The sequence below is a fragment of the Cryobacterium sp. TMS1-20-1 genome, assembly GCF_004402355.1.
GTDB classification, from domain to species: Bacteria; Actinomycetota; Actinomycetes; order Actinomycetales; family Microbacteriaceae; genus Cryobacterium; species Cryobacterium levicorallinum.
Window position 1 is genome coordinate 68,607 of sequence record NZ_SOGF01000063.1, and the last position, 17,367, is coordinate 85,973.

General features: G+C 65.8%; 18 protein-coding genes. 11 read left to right on the forward strand and 7 right to left on the reverse strand.

All coding sequences use genetic code 11. The features are described from left to right. Positions 1-5 precede the first annotated feature (5 nt). Genes E3O45_RS16010 through E3O45_RS16025 form a run of 4 tightly spaced genes read left to right on the forward strand, consistent with a single transcriptional unit; the run spans position 6 to position 4,702 of the window. Positions 6-2,090 (forward strand): biotin carboxylase N-terminal domain-containing protein, encoded by a 2,085-nt coding sequence (locus E3O45_RS16010; RefSeq protein ID WP_134444414.1) that lies wholly within the window; start codon positions 6-8, stop codon positions 2,088-2,090. Continuing rightward, the gene (locus tag E3O45_RS16015) at positions 2,087-3,253 is read left to right on the forward strand and encodes an acyl-CoA dehydrogenase family protein (RefSeq protein ID WP_134444416.1); all 1,167 of its coding nucleotides are present in this window, start codon (positions 2,087-2,089) and stop codon (positions 3,251-3,253) included. The genes E3O45_RS16010 and E3O45_RS16015 overlap by 4 nt, the downstream gene beginning before the upstream one ends. Positions 3,254-3,275: 22 nt before the next feature. Further along, complete coding sequence (locus E3O45_RS16020) at positions 3,276-3,788, forward strand: MaoC family dehydratase (RefSeq protein ID WP_092449936.1); 513 nt, start codon at positions 3,276-3,278, stop codon at positions 3,786-3,788. Beyond that, a complete protein-coding gene (locus E3O45_RS16025; protein WP_134444418.1) occupies positions 3,785-4,702 on the forward strand; it encodes a CoA ester lyase in 918 nt (305 codons plus the stop codon). Before E3O45_RS16020 ends, E3O45_RS16025 begins: the two co-directional genes overlap by 4 nt. Before the next feature lie 91 nt (positions 4,703-4,793). On the opposite strand, the gene E3O45_RS16030 is transcribed toward E3O45_RS16025, so the two are convergent. After that, complete coding sequence (locus E3O45_RS16030) at positions 4,794-5,297, reverse strand: glutathione peroxidase (RefSeq protein WP_134444420.1); 504 nt, start codon at positions 5,295-5,297, stop codon at positions 4,794-4,796. A 351-nt stretch (positions 5,298-5,648) separates the two neighbouring features. On the opposite strand from E3O45_RS16030, the gene E3O45_RS17610 reads away from it, so the two are divergent. Further along, complete coding sequence (locus E3O45_RS17610; RefSeq protein WP_166788382.1) at positions 5,649-5,816, forward strand: hypothetical protein; 168 nt, start codon at positions 5,649-5,651, stop codon at positions 5,814-5,816. 265 nt (positions 5,817-6,081) lie between these two features. Beyond that, the gene (locus E3O45_RS16035; RefSeq protein WP_092449930.1) at positions 6,082-7,767 is read left to right on the forward strand and encodes a ribonuclease J; all 1,686 of its coding nucleotides are present in this window, start codon (positions 6,082-6,084) and stop codon (positions 7,765-7,767) included. Between the two features lie 81 nt (positions 7,768-7,848). On the opposite strand, the gene E3O45_RS16040 is transcribed toward E3O45_RS16035, so the two are convergent. Continuing rightward, complete coding sequence (locus tag E3O45_RS16040; protein WP_134444422.1) at positions 7,849-9,462, reverse strand: peptide chain release factor 3; 1,614 nt, start codon at positions 9,460-9,462, stop codon at positions 7,849-7,851. A gap of 354 nt (positions 9,463-9,816) precedes the next feature. Here E3O45_RS16040 and E3O45_RS16045 point away from each other — a divergent pair, with 354 nt between their 5' ends. Next, positions 9,817-10,821, forward strand: coding sequence for an aldo/keto reductase (locus tag E3O45_RS16045; RefSeq protein ID WP_241985405.1), 1,005 nt, complete (start codon positions 9,817-9,819; stop codon positions 10,819-10,821). Between the two features lie 3 nt (positions 10,822-10,824). Here E3O45_RS16045 and E3O45_RS16050 read toward each other — a convergent pair whose 3' ends face one another. Further along, a complete protein-coding gene (locus E3O45_RS16050) occupies positions 10,825-11,415 on the reverse strand; it encodes a TetR/AcrR family transcriptional regulator (RefSeq protein ID WP_092449925.1) in 591 nt (196 codons plus the stop codon). Positions 11,416-11,671: 256 nt separating this feature from the next. On the opposite strand from E3O45_RS16050, the gene E3O45_RS16055 reads away from it, so the two are divergent. The 4 genes from E3O45_RS16055 (at position 11,672) to E3O45_RS16070 (ending at position 14,925) form a co-directional block, all read left to right on the forward strand. After that, a complete protein-coding gene (locus tag E3O45_RS16055) occupies positions 11,672-13,015 on the forward strand; it encodes a pitrilysin family protein (protein ID WP_134444424.1) in 1,344 nt (447 codons plus the stop codon). Positions 13,016-13,079: 64 nt separating this feature from the next. Beyond that, complete coding sequence (locus E3O45_RS16060; RefSeq protein WP_134444478.1) at positions 13,080-13,682, forward strand: histidine phosphatase family protein; 603 nt, start codon at positions 13,080-13,082, stop codon at positions 13,680-13,682. 44 nt (positions 13,683-13,726) lie between these two features. Then, complete coding sequence (gene dapB / locus E3O45_RS16065; RefSeq protein ID WP_134444425.1) at positions 13,727-14,488, forward strand: 4-hydroxy-tetrahydrodipicolinate reductase; 762 nt, start codon at positions 13,727-13,729, stop codon at positions 14,486-14,488. Next, positions 14,485-14,925 carry a hypothetical protein gene (locus tag E3O45_RS16070; protein WP_134444427.1) on the forward strand — a complete coding sequence of 147 codons (441 nt, stop codon included), beginning with the start codon at positions 14,485-14,487 and terminating at the stop codon, positions 14,923-14,925. Before dapB ends, E3O45_RS16070 begins: the two co-directional genes overlap by 4 nt. A gap of 11 nt (positions 14,926-14,936) precedes the next feature. Here E3O45_RS16070 and E3O45_RS16075 read toward each other — a convergent pair whose 3' ends face one another. The 4 genes from E3O45_RS16075 to E3O45_RS16090 form a co-directional block, all read right to left on the reverse strand. Beyond that, complete coding sequence (locus tag E3O45_RS16075; RefSeq protein ID WP_134444429.1) at positions 14,937-15,827, reverse strand: TIGR01777 family oxidoreductase; 891 nt, start codon at positions 15,825-15,827, stop codon at positions 14,937-14,939. Positions 15,828-15,836: 9 nt separating this feature from the next. Further along, positions 15,837-16,268: an OsmC family peroxiredoxin gene (locus tag E3O45_RS16080; protein WP_134444431.1), complete on the reverse strand. Its 432-nt coding sequence runs from the start codon at positions 16,266-16,268 to the stop codon at positions 15,837-15,839. 133 nt (positions 16,269-16,401) lie between these two features. Beyond that, positions 16,402-16,905: a DUF4395 domain-containing protein gene (locus tag E3O45_RS16085; protein WP_134444433.1), complete on the reverse strand. Its 504-nt coding sequence runs from the start codon at positions 16,903-16,905 to the stop codon at positions 16,402-16,404. Next, positions 16,892-17,359 (reverse strand): thioredoxin family protein, encoded by a 468-nt coding sequence (locus tag E3O45_RS16090; protein ID WP_134444435.1) that lies wholly within the window; start codon positions 17,357-17,359, stop codon positions 16,892-16,894. The genes E3O45_RS16085 and E3O45_RS16090 overlap by 14 nt, the downstream gene beginning before the upstream one ends. Between the last annotated feature and the right edge of the window lie 8 nt (positions 17,360-17,367).

The window sequence follows — 17,367 nt, forward strand, 5'->3', positions numbered from 1 at the left end:
AGCCCATGACCTTTGACACCGTGCTGGTCGCCAACCGCGGGGAGATCGCGTGCCGCATCATCCGCACGCTGCGGGAGCGGGGCATCCGCTCAATCGCCGTCTTTAGCGACGCCGACCGCACCGCGCGACACGTATTCCAGGCGGATGCCGCGGTGCGCCTCGGCGGCGCCGCCCCGGCCGACAGCTACCTCAACTTCGAGGCCGTTCTGGCCGCTGCGGCGCGAACCGGGGCGCAGGCCATCCACCCCGGTTACGGATTTCTCAGCGAGAACCAGGCCTTCGCCCAGGCCTGCGCCGACGCCGGAATCGTGTTCATCGGGCCGAGCGTGCACGCGCTGAACGTGATGGGCGACAAGATCCGCTCGAAGAACCACGTGGCCGGCTACGGAGTGCCGATTATCCCCGGGGTCGCTCAGCCGGGCCTCAGCAACGAGCAGTTGATCCAGGCGGCCGTCGATGTGGGTTATCCGATGCTCATCAAGCCTTCCGCCGGCGGCGGAGGCAAGGGAATGCACGTGGTGGAACGCGCTGAGGACCTGCCTGCCACCCTCGAGACGGCCCGCCGCGTGGCGCTGAGCGCCTTCGGCGACGACACCCTGCTGCTCGAACGGCTCGTGTCGACCCCGCGGCACATCGAGGTGCAGGTGCTCGCCGACAACCACGGCGCCGTCATCCACCTTGGCGAGCGTGAGTGCTCGCTGCAGCGGAGGCATCAAAAGGTCATCGAGGAGGCGCCGTCGCCCCTGCTCGACGCGGCCACCCGGGCGCGCATCGGCGAGGCAGCCTGCGCCGCCGCCCGCAGCGTGGGCTACAGCGGCGCCGGAACCGTGGAATTTCTGGTCTCCGCGACCGCGCCGGACGAATTCTTCTTCATGGAGATGAACACCCGCCTACAGGTGGAACACCCGGTCACCGAGCTGGTCACCGGCCTTGACCTGGTCGACTGGCAGCTGCGCATCGCCGCGGGGGAGCCGCTCACGGTCACCCAGAGCGACATATGCCTCACGGGGCATGCGATCGAGGCCCGGGTCTACGCCGAGAATCCCGGGCGTAGCTTTCTGCCGACCGTCGGCACGGTGCTGCAGCTGCACGAGGCGACCGGCGAGGGAGTTCGGGTCGACAGTTCGTTGATGCCGGGTCTGACCATCGCCTCGCACTACGACCCGATGCTCGCCAAGGTGATCGCCTGGGCTCCCACCCGGCTGGAGGCGTTGAACCGACTCGACCGGGCGCTCGCCGACACCGTGGTGCTCGGCGTGCAGACCAACACCGAGTACCTGCGGCTGCTCTTAGCGGATGCCGACGTGCGCGCCGGCCGCCTCGACACCGGTCTGATCGAACGCAAGCTTCCGGGCCTCACGTTTCAGGGAGCGGACGAGCACGTACTCGCGGCCGTGGCATTGTTCCTGCACGGGCGCGCCTTCACCGGGTCGGAATTGGCCGCGTCTGGTCTGGCCGGGTCTAGTCTGGCCGGCGTGAACGGCGTGTGGACGCGGCCGAGCGGGTGGCGGGCGGGTTCGCCACGACCGGTGCGCTACTCCCTGGGAGTGAGCGCGACCGAGTCCATGGATGTGCGGGTGGTGGGGGAGCCGGGGATGGCATCCGTTTCTATCGGTGACGGCCCGGTCGTCGAAGCCGGACTCTTGCGCGTTGGAGACGGCGCGTGCAGCGTCGACTACGGCGGCGAGACCCGGGTGTATGCCATCGAACAGTCCGGGGCCAGCGTGTATATCGGCGCCGACGGCTTCTCGCTCGAACTACGCCATCGCTCCCGGGCCGAGCAGCTCGCGGAACACCTCGTCAGCCGCGACCGGGTGCCTGGTGCGGTCAGTCCAGACGTGCGCTCGCCGATGCCCGGCACCGTCATTGCGGTGCACGCCGCCACCGGTGACACTGTCACAGCGGGGCAGACCATCCTCGTGGTCGAGGCCATGAAGATGGAACACAAACTCGTGGCCGCCACGGCGGGCCGCGTCACCGTGAACCTCAAGACCGGCGACCTCGTGGCCCTCGACCAGATCGTCGCCACCGTCACACCAGAAACCAGCACTACCCCCGGAACCAGCGCAGACAAGGAAGACTCAGAATGAGCTACGAACTCACCCCCGAATACCAGGCGCTCAGCGACACCGTTCGCGATTTCGCCGACACCGTGGTCGCGCCCGCCGCCTACGAATACGACACCAAGCGCAGCCTGCCCTATGGCATCATCGCCCAGATGGGGGAGCTGGGGCTCTTCGGTCTTCCGTTCCCGACGGAGTACGGCGGCCAGGGCAGCGATTACTTCGCGCTCTGCCTCGCGGTCGAGCAGCTTGCGCGCGCCGATCAGAGCATCGCTGTCACCCTCGAAGCCGGGGTCGGCCTCGGCATCATGCCGGTGTACCGCAGCGGCACCGAGGCACAGAAAGAGGAGTGGGTTCCGCGCCTCGCGAGTGGCTCGGCGCTCGCCGCGTTCGGCCTCACCGAAGCGGATGCCGGATCGGACGCCGCGGGCACCAAGACCACCGCCGCATTGGACGGCGGCGAATGGGTCATCAACGGCACGAAGCAGTTCATCACCAACTCCGGCTCGGACATCACCCGGCTCGTCACGGTGACCGCCGTCACGGGGGAGTCCACCCGCGCGGACGGTTCGATCAAGAAGGAACTCACCGCCATCCTGGTGCCGACGCCGACCCCCGGTTTCACGGCACTGCCGCCGTACGACAAGGTGGGCTGGCACACGTCGGACACGCATCCGCTCGTGTTCGACAATGTGCGGGTGCCGGAAGCCAACCTGCTCGGGGAGCGCGGCCGTGGTTTCGCGAACTTCGTGCAGACCCTCGACGAGGGTCGCGTCGCTTTCGCCGCACTGTGCACCGGCGCCGCCCAGGGCTGCCTGGAGGAATCGATCCGCTACGCCAACAGCCGCAACGTGTTCGGCCGCTCGATCGGCTCCAACCAGCACATCGCCTTCAAGATCGCTCGGATGCAGGCGCGCGTGCACACCGCGCGTCTCGCCTACTACGACGCGGCGCTGAAAATGATCAACGGCAATCCGTTCAAGATGGAGGCTTCGATCGCCAAGATGGTCGGCAGCGAAGCGGCCATGGACAACGCCCGCGATGCCACCCAGATCTTCGGCGGATACGGATTCATGAACGAAAACCCGGTCGCCCGGCACTATCGTGATTCCAAGGTGCTCGAGCTCGGCGAGGGCACAACCGAGGTGCAGCTCATGGTCATTTCGCGGGCCCTGGGTTTCGCCGGCTGACCTGACGAAATTGGAGAAGCGGATGCCCGATTCCAGTACGAAGGAACTGCAGCCGGAGGAGCGCCACCCGGTTCAGCAGCGCGGCCTTTACTTCGAGGAGTTCGACCTGAAGGCGCTCTACCAGCATCGCCCCGGCCGCACCGTGACCGAGGCCGACAACGTGCTGTTCACGACGATGACCATGAATACCCAATCCCTGCATCTCGACGCGGCCTGGTCGGCAACGCAGCCGTTCGGTGAACGCCTGGTCAATTCCATGTTCACCCTCTCGACCATGGTGGGCAGTTCGGTCGCCCAGTTGACCCAGGGCACGATCGTGGCGAACCTGGGTTTTTCGGCCGTGACGTTTCCGCATCCGCTGCACCACGGCGACACCCTTTATTCGGAGACCATCGTGACCGACAAACGGCTGTCGAAGAGCCGGCCGGGGCAGGGCATCATCACGCTCGAACACAGGGGACGCAACCAGCACGGCGTCATCGTCGGCACGGCCGTGCGCACCGTGCTGGTCTGGTGTCGGGGGGCAGCAGAATGAGCGGCCCGTTTGACGGGGGCCCACTCGATTCCGACCCGTTTGATGAGTATCCGTCCGGCCCCGACCCCTTCGACGACAGCCCGAGCGGGTTGAGCCCCTTTACTCCGGCCCCGTTCACACTCGGGCCGGCGCTGCTGTTCTGCCCCGCCGACCGTCCCGAACGCTACGCGAAGGCCGTTGAGCGCGCCGACGCGGTCATTCTCGACCTCGAAGACGCCGTCGCGCCCGCAGCCCGGGCCGACGCGCGTCGGGCGCTGATTGAGCATCCGCTCGACCCGATGCGCACGATCGTGCGCATCAATCCGGCCGACACTGCCGACTTCGCGCTCGACCTGGCCGCGCTGGAGCGCACGGAGTACCGCGATGTGATGCTCGCCAAGACGGTCAGTTTCGGCCAGGTCGAGATGCTCGATGACTTCCGAGTGATCGCGCTCTGCGAGACCGCCGCCGGTGTCATCTCCGCGCCCGAGATTGCCGCGGCACGAAACGTCGTCGCGCTCATGTGGGGTGCCGAAGACCTGGTCGCGTCACTCGGTGGCAGCTCCAGCCGGTTCGCCGACGGCCGCTACCGCGACGTCGCTCGCCAGGCCCGCTCCCAGGTGTTGTTGGCCGCCCGAGCCCACGACAAGGCCGCAATCGACACCGTGCACCTCGACATCACCGACACGGCCGGGCTCAGCGACGAGGCTGCGGATGCCGTCGCGAGCGGTTTCACCGCCACCGCGTGCATCCACCCCAGCCAGGTGGAGGTCATTCGGTCGGCGTACCAGCCGACCACCGCCGAGGTCGACTACGCCCTCGGGCTGCTCGAGGCCGCCGCCAGTGCGCGCGGCGTCTTCCAGCACGAGGGCCGCATGATCGACGGCCCCGTGCTGCGTCACGCCGAGGCCGTGCTGCGCCGCGCCGCTGGCTGAAATTCTCCGGGCCCACCTTGGAGTTCTGGGCCCATGATCTAGCATGGGCCCACTTCCCGGGCCCGGGCCCGGGAAGTAGAGACGCGAGGGGCTAGGCGGCTTTGGCGGCCAGAACCTTTTCGATCGCGTCGACGATCTCGGTCGACTCCGGTTCCACCGAGGAGGCGAAGCGGTCCACGATCTCACCGGTCGGTGTCACCAGAAACTTCTCGAAGTTCCACTTGATCAGACCGGGGAACAGGCCCTGCTTGAACTTCGTCAGCTCCGCGTAGAGCGGATGCTGGTGCTTTCCGCGCACATCGACCTTGGCTGTCATCGGGAAGGTCACGCCGTAGGTCATGCCGCAGAATTGGGCGATGTCCGCCTCGGTGCCGGGCTCCTGGCCCATGAACTGGTTGCTCGGCAGACCAAGCACGACCAGCCCGTCGTCGGCGTAACGCTCGTAGAGTGCCTCCAGTCCGACGTACTGCGGCGTGAAGCCGCACTTCGAGGCCACGTTGACGACCAGAACCGTCTTGCCCTGGTAGGCGCCGAAGGTGGTTTCTGTTCCGTCGATGAGGGTGAGGGGGATGTCATACAGCGCAGAAGAAGTCATTACAGAATTTTATCGACTTTAGTCTCCGTGCTGGCTGCACGGTACCTGTGTAGCTGCGGGCCATCCTGTAACTGCATGGCGCCTGTGTAGATCGTGCATTTCCCCCAAATGGGTGACACGCTGCGGTATTCTTAGATTCGCTCAGAAATCATGGCGGTCCATTAGAGGATCCGGGTTTCTGCAGCCCGCGCGGCGCAGCGCATTTTTCCCGCCGACCGGGCCATCACCCCAGTTTCACTCGAACCAGCTCCTCGCAGCCACGCCTGTGCGTTTTGCGAGGACTCTCGAACGTGACTGGGTGCTCTGTCTGACTGTCGGCATCCGCTTTCACTCAATTGCACCAGGAGCACCATGAATTCCTACGTATCGAAGTCCACGACACGCACGACCACCGCCAACGAGTACGTCACCCACGACGTTCGCCGAGCGATCACCGCCACCGGCTATGTCAGCGGCACCGCGCAGCACCTCGAGGCCGGCGGATACGTGTCGGCGCAGGCCGCGCCGTGTAGTCGTTAACCAGACCGACCGCCAAGGTCGATGACACGAATCAGGGGACTCCGCCGAGCGCGGGGCCCCTTTTTCGTGCCCGAAACTCCGATCGTGGATGCGTCGGTAGACTAGGGAGGTATCTGGCCGGTATTTTGCTTGCCCGCCAGACACGACACGAGGTACGCGTATGCGCGCTGAGGCCCCCTGAGTATTGCTCGTCGGTCTTTCGCATGCCCGATCTCGGTCCCCACACACCTGGACATGCAGTATCGCAGACAACGAAATGAGATTCATGAATAACCACTACCTCGACCTGAGCACTCCGCCGGCACTGCCGGCCCGCGGCATGCGCATCATCCCGCTCGGAGGCCTCGGCGAGATCGGCCGCAACATGACCGTCTTCGAGCACAAGGGAAAGCTGCTCATCATCGACTGCGGCGTTCTCTTCCCCGAGGACAACCAGCCCGGCATCAACGTGATCCTGCCTGACTTCACGGCCATCCGCGACCGCCTGCAGGACATCGAAGCCATTGTGCTCACCCACGGTCACGAAGACCACATCGGCGCCGTACCGTACCTGCTCAAGGAACGCGGCGACATTCCCGTCGTCGGCTCCAAGCTCACCCTGGCCTTCCTCGCCGCCAAGCTGCAGGAGCACCGCCTCAGCCAGAACTTCATCGAGGTGAAAGAGGGCGAGCGCCGCACGATCGGCCAGTTCGACCTCGAATTCATCGCCGTGAACCACTCCATCCCCGACGGCCTGGCCATCGCCATCCGCACCGAGGCCGGCCTCGTGCTCGCCACCGGTGACTTCAAGATGGACCAGTTCCCGCTCGACAAGCGCCTCACCGACCTGGGCGCCTTCGCGCGTCTGGCCGAAGAAGGCGTGGATCTGTTCATGACCGACTCGACCAACGCCGAGGTTCCCGGCTTCACCACTGCCGAGAAGGATATCGGACCGGCAATCGACACCGTGTTCCGCACCTCCCCGCGCCGCATCATCGTGTCGAGCTTCGCCAGCCACGTGCACCGCATCCAACAGGTCATCGACGCTGCCGTCAAACACAACCGCAAGGTGGCGTTCGTCGGCCGCTCCATGGTGCGCAACATGGGGATTGCGAGCGAACTCGGCTACCTCAACGTTCCCAAGGGCTTGATCGTCGACATGAAGGCGCTCGAGCGCATGAAGGACGACAAGGTCGTTCTCATCTGCACCGGTTCGCAGGGCGAGCCGATGGCCGCCCTCTCCCGCATGGCCAACCGTGAACACGTCATCAAGATCGGCGAGGGCGACACCGTGCTGCTGGCGAGCTCGCTGATCCCCGGCAACGAGAACTCCATCTACCGCGTCATCAACGGCCTGATTCGTTGGGGTGCCAACGTTGTGCACAAGGGCAACGCCAAGGTGCACGTCTCCGGCCACGCCAGTGCGGGCGAGCTCGTCTACTGCTACAACATCGTCAAGCCGGTCAACGTCATGCCGATCCACGGTGAATGGCGTCACCTCACGGCCAACGCCGACCTCGCCATCCAGACCGGCGTCCCCTCGGAGAACGTCATCGTCGTCGAAGACGGCGTCGTTGTTGACCTCATCGACGGCCACGCCAAGGTCACCGGCCGCGTTGTCGCCGACTACGTCTTCGTTGACGGCATGACCGTCGGCGGGGCAGCATCCGCTGCGATGGAAGATCGTCGTAAGCTCGCCGAGGACGGCACCATCACCATTCTCGGAATCCTCAACGCCAAGACCGGCACGCTCTCCGAGCCCGTCGAGTTCCTGGCGCGCGGATTCGTGCACGACGACGAGTGGGTCAAGGGCGCCACCAAGGTCATCGATGAGGCCATGAAGGCCGCGAACCGCATCAAGATCGTGGACGGCGCCGAGCTCGAGGATCTGTTCACGCAGTCCGTGAGCCGCTGGATGAACCGCAAGTACCGTCGCAGCCCCGTCATCACCTCCGTGGTCGTCGACGCGTAACCGCTGCATCACCTAGCTGCTACAGCACGAGAAAGGCCGCATCCTCCACGAGGATGCGGCCTTTCTGGTTAGTGAAACACGCTACATAAAGTCGTCGGCCGTCGCGTTCGCAATGTCGATCAGCACGAGCTTCGGGTTCTCCTTGGCAATGGCCTGCAACCGCCACGGCGTGCTGAACAGGGCGAGCAGCGTGCCGTCGGAGCGGGTGAACACCTCCACCTGGCGGGTTCCGGCGAGCACGAGCGCGCTCTCCTTGTCGGTCTTGCGGGCCACCTGGTATGGCAGCGCTTCCATGCGGATGTCGGCGTGAAAGTCGTGCACCATGCGGTCTTCGACGACCTCGAACTGCATCGGTCCGACGGCGCCGAGCACCGGGGCCTGCTCGCCGCGCACCTCTGAGCGCATCACCTGGATGACGCCCTCATGGTCGAGCTGGTCGATGCCGCGGCGAAACTGCTTGTGCTTGCTGCTGTCTACCGGGCGAATGGCGCGAAAGTGTTCGGGCGAGAACAGCGGTAGCGGCGGAAACTCCACCCGCTCGTCTTCGAAGATCGAGTCGCCCACCCGCAGCGCCGACGCGTTCACGAGTCCGACGATGTCGCCGGGCCAGGCCCGGTCGGTGACGGTACGTTCCTTGCCGAACAATTGCTGGGCATACTTCGTGGCAAAGGGCCGGCCGGTCGCGGCGTGGGTGACGATCATGCCGCGGCGAAATTCGCCGGAGCAGACGCGCACGAAGGCCACGTGGTCGCGGTGCGCCGAGTTCATGCCGGACTGCACCTTGAACACAAACCCCGAGAACGGCGAGGTGACCTTGCGCGGGTTGCCATCGATATCGATGCGGGCTTCGGCCGGCGGCGCGAACTCGACCAGGGTGTCGAGCAGCTGCTGCACCCCGAAGTTCGCCACCGCCGCGCAGAATAGCACCGGGGTGGTCTGGCCGTCGAGAAACAGCTCGGAGTCGTGATTCTGCGACTCAGCGTCGAGAAGCTCAGATTCTTCGACAGCGGATGCCCAGGCCGGGCCCTCTTCTTTGGCCGCGTCAGCCGCATCCAGCCGCACCGATGCGGCCACCGTCGCGCCACCAGCCGTGCGGGTGTAACGCAGAAAATCACCGGAACGGCGATCGAGCACACCGCGCAGGTCGCCGGCCTCGCCGACCGGCCAGTTCAACGGCGTCGGCAGCAGACCGGTACGGGTCTGGATCTCATCCATCAGGGCCAGGGGGGTGTCGCCCGGCCGGTCCCACTTATTGATGACGGTGATGACGGGAAGCCCGCGCTGCTTGCAGACCGCGAACAGCTTCATGGTCTGCGGCTCGAGACCCTTGGCGGCGTCGACGAGCATCACCGCGGCATCCACTGCCGAGAGCACCCGAAAGGTGTCCTCGGAAAAGTCGGCGTGGCCGGGGGTATCGACGAGGTTGATCACGGCGTCGTGGTACTCGAACTGAATCGCGGCGCTCGTGACCGAGATGCCGCGTGCCTTTTCCATCTCCATCCAGTCGGAGACGGTACCGCTGCGGCCGGCCTTGCCGTGCGTGGCGCCGGCGGAAGTGATGGCGCGGGCGTGCAGCAGCAGTGCTTCGGTCAGCGTGGACTTTCCGGCGTCCGGGTGGGAGATCACGGCGAAGGTGCGGCGCCTGCGAGCCTCACGGGGAACCTGAGGGTTGGGCGCGGAGGCGTCGGTGGTCATGGCTGCTTTCCTGCGGCTGATTCGGGCAGGATACCTCGCAAGAAGATCGAATAGTCGATTCGATAACCGGCGGCCCAGGGCGGATGTGCACCTGCACATTCAGCCCAATTTTCGCGCAACGGCCAGTCTAACAAATCATGCGGGTGCCGGCTGTCGACCAACGCAGTCTGGCCCCGCCTCGAGGGTCAGCGGCACCAATTCGCCCCGTTCCGACGCACGTTTTGGTAACGGTTTAGCGTGCCGTCGGCAAATGTCGGTGGCCTCGCCTACAGTCGGGCCAAGAGCAAGCTTCACGCATCAGAAATCCGGCAGAAACGACTGGCCCGGCGAACACCCCGCGGGAGGAGAATCACGATGACCAGACAAACGGTCTCATCCTCCCTCGACGCGATGTCGATCGACCGTTCCGGGCTGGCTGAGTTGACCGTTGGTGCGCCTGCGGTCCGGCGCCAGATTCCGGGGACTGAGCTGTTCGTGCATCCGTTAGCTCTGGGCTGCAACGCCTTCGGCTGGACGGCTAACGGTGAAACCTCAACCGCGATTCTCGACGTTCACCGCGATCTGGGCGGAAATTTTCTGGACACGGCCGACAGCTTCGCCGCCGGTCGCAGCGAGGTGATCATCGGTGGGTGGCTGCGCTCGCGTCGAGCGCGCGCCGAGACCATCGTGGCCACCAAGATCGGACACAACCTCGACAACCCCGGGTTGAGCCAGCGCAGCATCGTCGGCGCCGTCGAGGCCAGCCTGGCTCGGCTCGGCACCGACTATCTCGACCTGCTCTACTTTCACTTCGACGACAAGTCCGTCGCCCTCGAAGAGAGCCTGGTTGCCGTGGACACGCTCGTACGCGCAGGCAAGGTGCGCCATCTTGCGGCCTCCAACTTCTCGGCTGAGCGCCTGATGCAGGCCCGGGTTCTCTCGGCATTAGGCCTGCCCAAGTTCGTCGCCGTCGAAACGCCGTACAACCTCGTGCACCGTACCGAACTGGAACCGAGTATCGCGGTTGCGGCCGGTGCACAGAATCTCGGTCTCATGCCGGGCTTCGCTCTGGCCCACGGTTTTCTGGCCGGTGCCTATCGCACCAAAGCGGATGCCGCCGGTACCGCCCGCGGTCAGCTCGCGCGAGTTTATGTCAACCGGCGGTCCCTGCGCGTGCTCGCCGTGGTCGATCGCATCGCCGCCGCCCACAGCGTCCCGCCTGCGACGATCGCACTGGCCTGGCTCCTGGCCCGGCCGGATGTGGTCGCACCGATCGCTGGGGCCGGGCAACCTGACCACGTGGCGTCGCTACTTGCGGCGGCGAGCATCCGTCTCGGTCGCACCGATCTGGCCGACCTGGATCGGGTGTCGACCGTCTGACTGCTAGTCGCTCGACTCGTCGAGGACGCGCTGCACGGCACGAATCAGCGCGGTGTGGGCGCCGATCGGGTCGCCGAGGTTGGCGCCGGCGAAGGCACCGTCCCTGGCCAGAAAGAAGTCGTCCGACGCGTCACCGGGCCGGGCATGACCCATGCCGCGGAACAGGTCTTCGACGCTGCGGCCGTACCAATCGCGGTGAGCGGCGACAGCCTGACGTACCGGGTGCGTCGGGTCGGTGAACTGCGCTGCAGCGTTGATGAACGGGCAACCGTGGAATCCCTCGCGGATCACCTGAGCCGAAATTTCGGCTACGACACCGCGCAGGCGTTGCTCGGGGGTGTCGAAGCGTCGCTCCAGCTCGGCGAGAAGCTCCCGAGCGCGTCGGTCCCGACCCTGCAGGTAGACCACGATGAGGGCGTCCTTGGAACGGTAGTACTTATAGAAGGTGGCTTTGGTGACCTTGGACTCGCTGATGATTCGGTCCACACCCACGGTGTGCACGCCCTCGGTGTAGAACAGACGGTCGGCGGTGGCGAGAATGCGCACCTTCGCGTGTGTCGCCGGCCGAACGGCCTCATCTGTCAGCGTGGTCATTCGGGCTCCTCTGTCGGGGGCCGTTTGGGGCCCAGATCAGCGCAAAACCGCGGGTTTGGGCAGGTCGGCCCCCAGACTGTAACACACACTAGACAGACCAGTCTGTCGGATCTGACGGCTCGGTGCGATTTGGCCAAACTGGGGGTATCGAACGGTACTGGTGTTCAGCGGAACGCTACTGGTGCCAGCGTTGTGGCGGCGCCTTCCTGCGGGTACGCCGGCGCGAACGGAGCGGTCAAGTAAGGTTGTGGGTGATATGAACGGTGCAGTCGACTTTCCCCTAGACCAGGCCGAACTCTCGTTTCGGGCCGCCGGTGATGCCCTCGTGCGCCGAACCGTTTTGCCGAGTGGGGTGCGCATTCTCAGCGAGCAGGTGCCGGGCGCCCGCAGCCTCACCATCGGCTACTGGGTTGCCGTCGGGTCGCGCGATGAGCAGCCCGGCCATTTCGGCTCCACCCACTTTCTCGAGCACCTGCTGTTCAAGGGCACGCCCACCCGGTCAGCGCTCGACATTGCCATCTCCTTTGACGCGGTCGGCGGTGAGCACAACGCCATGACCGCCAAGGAGTACACCTGCTACTACGCCAAGGTGCAGGACCGCGACCTCGGCATGGCCATCGACGTGCTCACCGACATGCTGACCTCGTCCAAACTGGATGCTGGTGAGTTCGAAACCGAGCGCGGCGTCATTCTCGAAGAACTCGCCATGGCCGATGATGACCCGGCCGATGTCGCCAATGAGCGTTTCTTTGAAGCCGTGCTGGGGCAGCATCCGCTCGGTCGCCCGATCGGCGGCAGCGCCGACGACATTCGCGGTGCCACCAGGTCGGCCGTCTGGGAGCACTACCAGGCCAACTATCGGCCGCAGGACCTCGTCGTCACCGTCGCCGGTGCCGTTGACCACGACGTGCTCGTCGCCGCCGTCACCCGCGCCCTCGAACTGGCCGGCTGGGACCTCAGCGTTGCCCAGACCCCGGTCAGTCGCCGTGGTGGTGTTCCCGCTTCCATTACGCAGGGGCAGGCGCTCACCATCGTCAAACGGCCACTGGAACAGGCCAATCTGTTGCTCGGAATGCCCGGGCTGCTGGCCACCGACGACCGCCGCGTCACCATGAGCGTGCTCACCTCGATTTTCGGTGGCGGCATGTCGAGCCGATTGTTCCAGGAGGTGCGCGAGAAGCGCGGCCTGGCCTACTCGGTCTACTCCTTCGCTCCCGGTTACTCCGACGCCGGGCTGTTTGGCATGTACGCCGGATGCACACCGGCCAAGGCCGGCCAGGTCGCCGAGCTCATGCTCAGCGAACTGCACCGCCTCGCCGATTCCGGCGTGACCACCGACGAGATGAAGCGGGCGTCGGGGCAGCTGAGCGGAGCATCCGCTCTCGCGCTGGAAGACTCGGACACGCGGATGTCCCGGCTGGGTCGTTCCGAGATCACCCTCGGTGAGTTCGCCGATCTCGATGAGGCCCTGCGCCGCCTCGCACTCGTCACCGCGGCCGACGTGCAGGAGCTCGCCGCCGAGCTCGCGAGCGGGCCCGTGTCGATCTCCGCCGTTGGCGCGCTTGACGATGACGCCTTCGCGGCGATCCTCCCCGGCTGAGCCGGCCGCAAAGCTTCTGCAGTATCCGCACGCGCGGACTCCTTGAAATTCGAAATGGACAATGATGCCCCAGTACATCTACCTGGTACGCCACGGCGAGCAGCAGGATGCCGAACACGGCCTGCATGACGGTCCACTGTCGCCGCGTGGCAAACGTCAGGCGTTACTGATCGCCGACCGGCTGAGCGGCGTTCCCTTCACCGGCGCGTGGCATTCACCGCTGCAGCGGGCGGCCGAAACCGCCGAAATCATGGCCGAACGGTTGCCCTCGGTGCAGAGCGAATCGTCTGCGTTGCTGTTCGACTGCATTCCCTCTGGCCGGGCGGCCGAAACACCCAAGGCCTACGACCCCTTCTTCGGCGCGGTCACCGAGGACGAAATCGCTGCCGGACGCGCCCAGATGGAAGACGCGGTCGCCGAATTTCTGCAGCCACGTCGCAGCCAGCGGCACGACCTGCTGATCACCCACAATTTCGTGATCGCCTGGTTTGTGCGTGAGGTGCTCGGAGCTCCCGACTGGCGCTGGGTCGGCATCAACCAGGCCAATTGCGGATTGACCGTGCTGCAGCAGAAACCCGGCCGTCCCTGGACGCTGGTCACCCACAACGATCTCGGCCACCTGCCGGTCGAGCTGCGCACCGGACTGCCCGAACCGCTGATGTTCTAATCGACCGGGCGTTGCTGACGGAGATCAATTGGTAGATTGGTTCCATGACAACACGGGTGGCCATTATCGGCGCAACGGGCAAGATGGGCCGCCTGGTCTCCGACCTGATCGACCGAACCGAGGGCTACGAGGTCGTCGCCCGGCTTGATTCCCGCAGCGAGCTGAGCGAGATGCTCGGCGCCGAGATCGCCGTTGACCTGACCCGTCCCGACGTCAGCCGCACCGTCGTCGACTTCGCCACCGAGCACGGTCTGCGGGTGCTCGTGGGCACTTCGGGCTGGAGCCAGGAGGGCATCGACGCACTCGGCCACCGCCTCGAGGGCCGCGACGATACCGGCGTCATCATCATTCCCAACTTCTCGATCGGATCGGTGCTCGCCACGGCGTTCTCCGCCCTGGCCGCCCGATTCTACGACTCCATCGAGATCGTCGAGGCGCACCAGCCCGGCAAGGTCGATTCGCCGTCGGGCACCGCTGTGCGCACCGCCGAACTGATCGGTCGCGCCCGCGCCGAACTGGGCCCGGTGTCTGCTCCGCACACCGACCAGCGGGCCCGCGGGCAGCAGGTCTCGAGTGTGCCCGTGCACAGCCTGCGCCTGGCCGGACTGCTCGCCCGGCAGGACGTGATTCTGGGCGGGATCGGTGAAACGCTCACGATCAGCCACAACACCCTGTCGCCGAGCGCCTACGAGAGCGGCATCCTGCTGGCACTCGCCGCGGCACGCACCGCCACCGGGGTGACCGTGGGCCTGGACCAGATCGTCGACCTTGGATTCGGTTCGGACACGGCGGGAGCAAACAAATGAAGGGCAAAATCGCCGTCATCGTCATGGCGGTACTCCTGGTTTTCTACCTACTGCTTGCCGGAGTGCGCGCCATTGCGTTCATCCAGAGTGGGGAACCGGTCGGGATAGCGATCGGCGTGGCGCTGCTCGTCTTGCCGCTGATCGGATTCTGGGCGCTCGCGCGGGAGATCACCTTCGGCATCCGCTCGGAGCGGCTGGTTCGTCAGCTCGACGAACTCGGGGGGTTTCCGTCGAACGAGCTGCCGGTGCGTCCGAGCGGTCGTCCCTATCGGGACGCTGCTGACGCTCAGTTTCCGGCGGCTCAGGCCGAGGTTGAGGCGGAACCCGAGAATTGGCAGTCCTGGCTACGTCTCGGCCTGGCCTACGACGCCTCCGGCGACCGCAAACGTGCGCGCGGCGCGATCCGCACGGCGATCACCCTCGAGCGCACGCGCTAGAGCCAGCGCCGCTACGGCTGGCGCAGCATCCAGGCGATCGCGGTGGCCGGCGTACGCTGAGCGAACTCGAATCCGTCGTCGAGCAGCTTCTGGGCGCTCACCTGCTGGTCGGCGAGCAGCAGTTGGCGGGCGGCATCCTGTAACAGAAAAGTCAGTATCGGTTTCGGTACCGGCAGCCGGAACGGCCGGTGCAGCGCTGCGGCGAGTGTGCTGATGATGTCGTTGGCCGTCGCGGGGGTCGGCCCGACCAGGTTCACCGGGCCGGACAGGGTCGAGGTCAACAGGTGCACGATCGCCGCGGCCTCGTCGTGCAGGCTGATCCAGGCCCAGTGCTGCATTCCGCTGCCGAGCGGCCCGGCCAGGCCTAGTTTGGCCAGCGGCAGCACGGGTTTGAGCGCACCGCCCTTGGCTAAAACCAGACCGGTCCGCAGGGTGACGACGCGGGTCGATTGGGGTGCGAGTTGCGCCTCGGCTTCCCAGCGCGTGACCACCTCGGCGAGAAAATCGGTGCCGACAGCGGATGTCTCGCTCAGTACTTCCCCCGGCCGATTCCCATAGATCCCCACCGCAGAGCCGTTCAGCAGAACGGCCGGCGGGTTCGTTGACCGACGCAGCGCGTCGGTCAACGTGCGCGTGGCGTGCAGACGGGATTGCAGGATTTCCTGGCGGTACCCGCTTGTCCACGGCAGCCGCGCCAGCGACGCCCCGGACAGGTTGACGACGGCGTCGATGTCGTCGAGCACGCTCGGATCCAAAACCAACGTGGCCGGGTCCCAACGAATCTCGTTGGGGCCGAGGGCCTCGCGTCGTACCAGCCGCACCGGGGTGTGGCCGGCATTTTCGACCTGGCGGCTGAGCTCCCTGCCGATGAGACCGGATGCGCCGGCAATCAGAACGCGCATGGCCTGGGCCTAGGCCAGCTCTGCTTCAATGGTGATCGGAATACCGGCGAGCGCCTTCGAGATCGGGCAGTTCTCCTTGGCATCCTGTGCAAACGTTTCGAACTCGGCCTCGGTCAGACCGGGAATCTTCGCGCTGACCAGCAGGTGGCTGCCGATGACGCCGGTTCCGGCCGCAAAGGTGACGGCGGCGGTGGTCTGGATACTCTCGGGGGTATGACCAGCCGAGCCGAGGGCGTTGGCGAGGGCCATGGAGAAGCACGCTGCGTGAGCGGCGCCGAGCAATTCCTCGGGGTTGGTGGTGTTCGATACCCCTTCGGCGCGAGCCTTCCAGTTTACCGAGAATTCCGCGGTATGTGAGGAATCGAGCGTGACGGTTCCGGAACCGGTCGGAAGATCGCCGGTCCAGACGGTGGTTGCTTCACTCGTGAGTGTCGTGGGCATGGTGTTACCTCCAGGTGATTGAATTCCACCCTATCCGTCAGACCTGCCCGGCGAACCTGTCCCGTCTGGGAACTTCCTGAGAGCCAGCCCGACACGACCCCGGCCCAGTTTCCCGGCTGGGCCTGGAACACCTTCAGGCGCCTCGAACCCGTGCACCCCGGTTCAGCAAGCCGAATCGTACGAGCAGCAAGTAGATCTGGCAGCCGAGGCAGTAATCGAACACAGCGTTGAGAAAGGCCGCGACGAAGGCTGCCGCCGCGGCGATGCCGACCGCGCCGGGCACTCCGGCCAGCCCGAGAGCCACGCCGACGAGCGTGACCGCGAGGCCGACGCCCTGGGCAAAGGTCGGTGGAGCGGCATCCTCGAGTTCGGCCGGGGGAGCAAGGCGGGGTCGTACGAATTTCTTGAACAGCACGCCATAGGGATGCCGTCCGGCTCCGGCCGCAGCGCCCCACGCGAATAGTCCGGTCAGCGCCGACAGCAGGATCAACGCGGCAACGGATGCCCCGGTCACCGACAAAAAGACCACGGCGAGCAGTAACACGGCGGTGATCGCCGCACCGAACCTGGGCCCGCGCGGATCGATCCGGGGGCGCGCCCTGGGTGGCGTCGTGATGGGCGAATCAGCGGTTGACATAGGAACTCCGAAGGGTTGTGGACCGACCCGAATCGGGCTCGAAATTGTCCAGGGCAGCGGCGATGGCAGCGCGGTTCGGCGCGCCACCCACTCGTGCGCGCACCCGTCCTGCTCCATCGAGAATCAGGGTCGTCGGTGTTTGCAAAATGGAGTACCGGTTCGCTAAATCCGCGCGATGGGTCAGGTCCACGTCGACGTGCACGACGCCGGGGCGGGAATCCGCCACGGCACCAAGTAGTCGGCGGGTGCCCGGGCAGCGGGCGCACAACTCGGTCGAAAACTGCAACAGGGTTGCCGCAGCGCCGAACGGGGTCGCAGCCGCGACATCCGCTGGCCTGATGATCTGGCCGGAAATCTGGGTGACGCGACCCTGTCTGGCCCGCCAGAACAGGCCGAGCACGGTCGTGCCGGCCAGCAGTGCCAACAGCAGGCCGATAGCTTCGAGGGGATTCATGGTAGTAA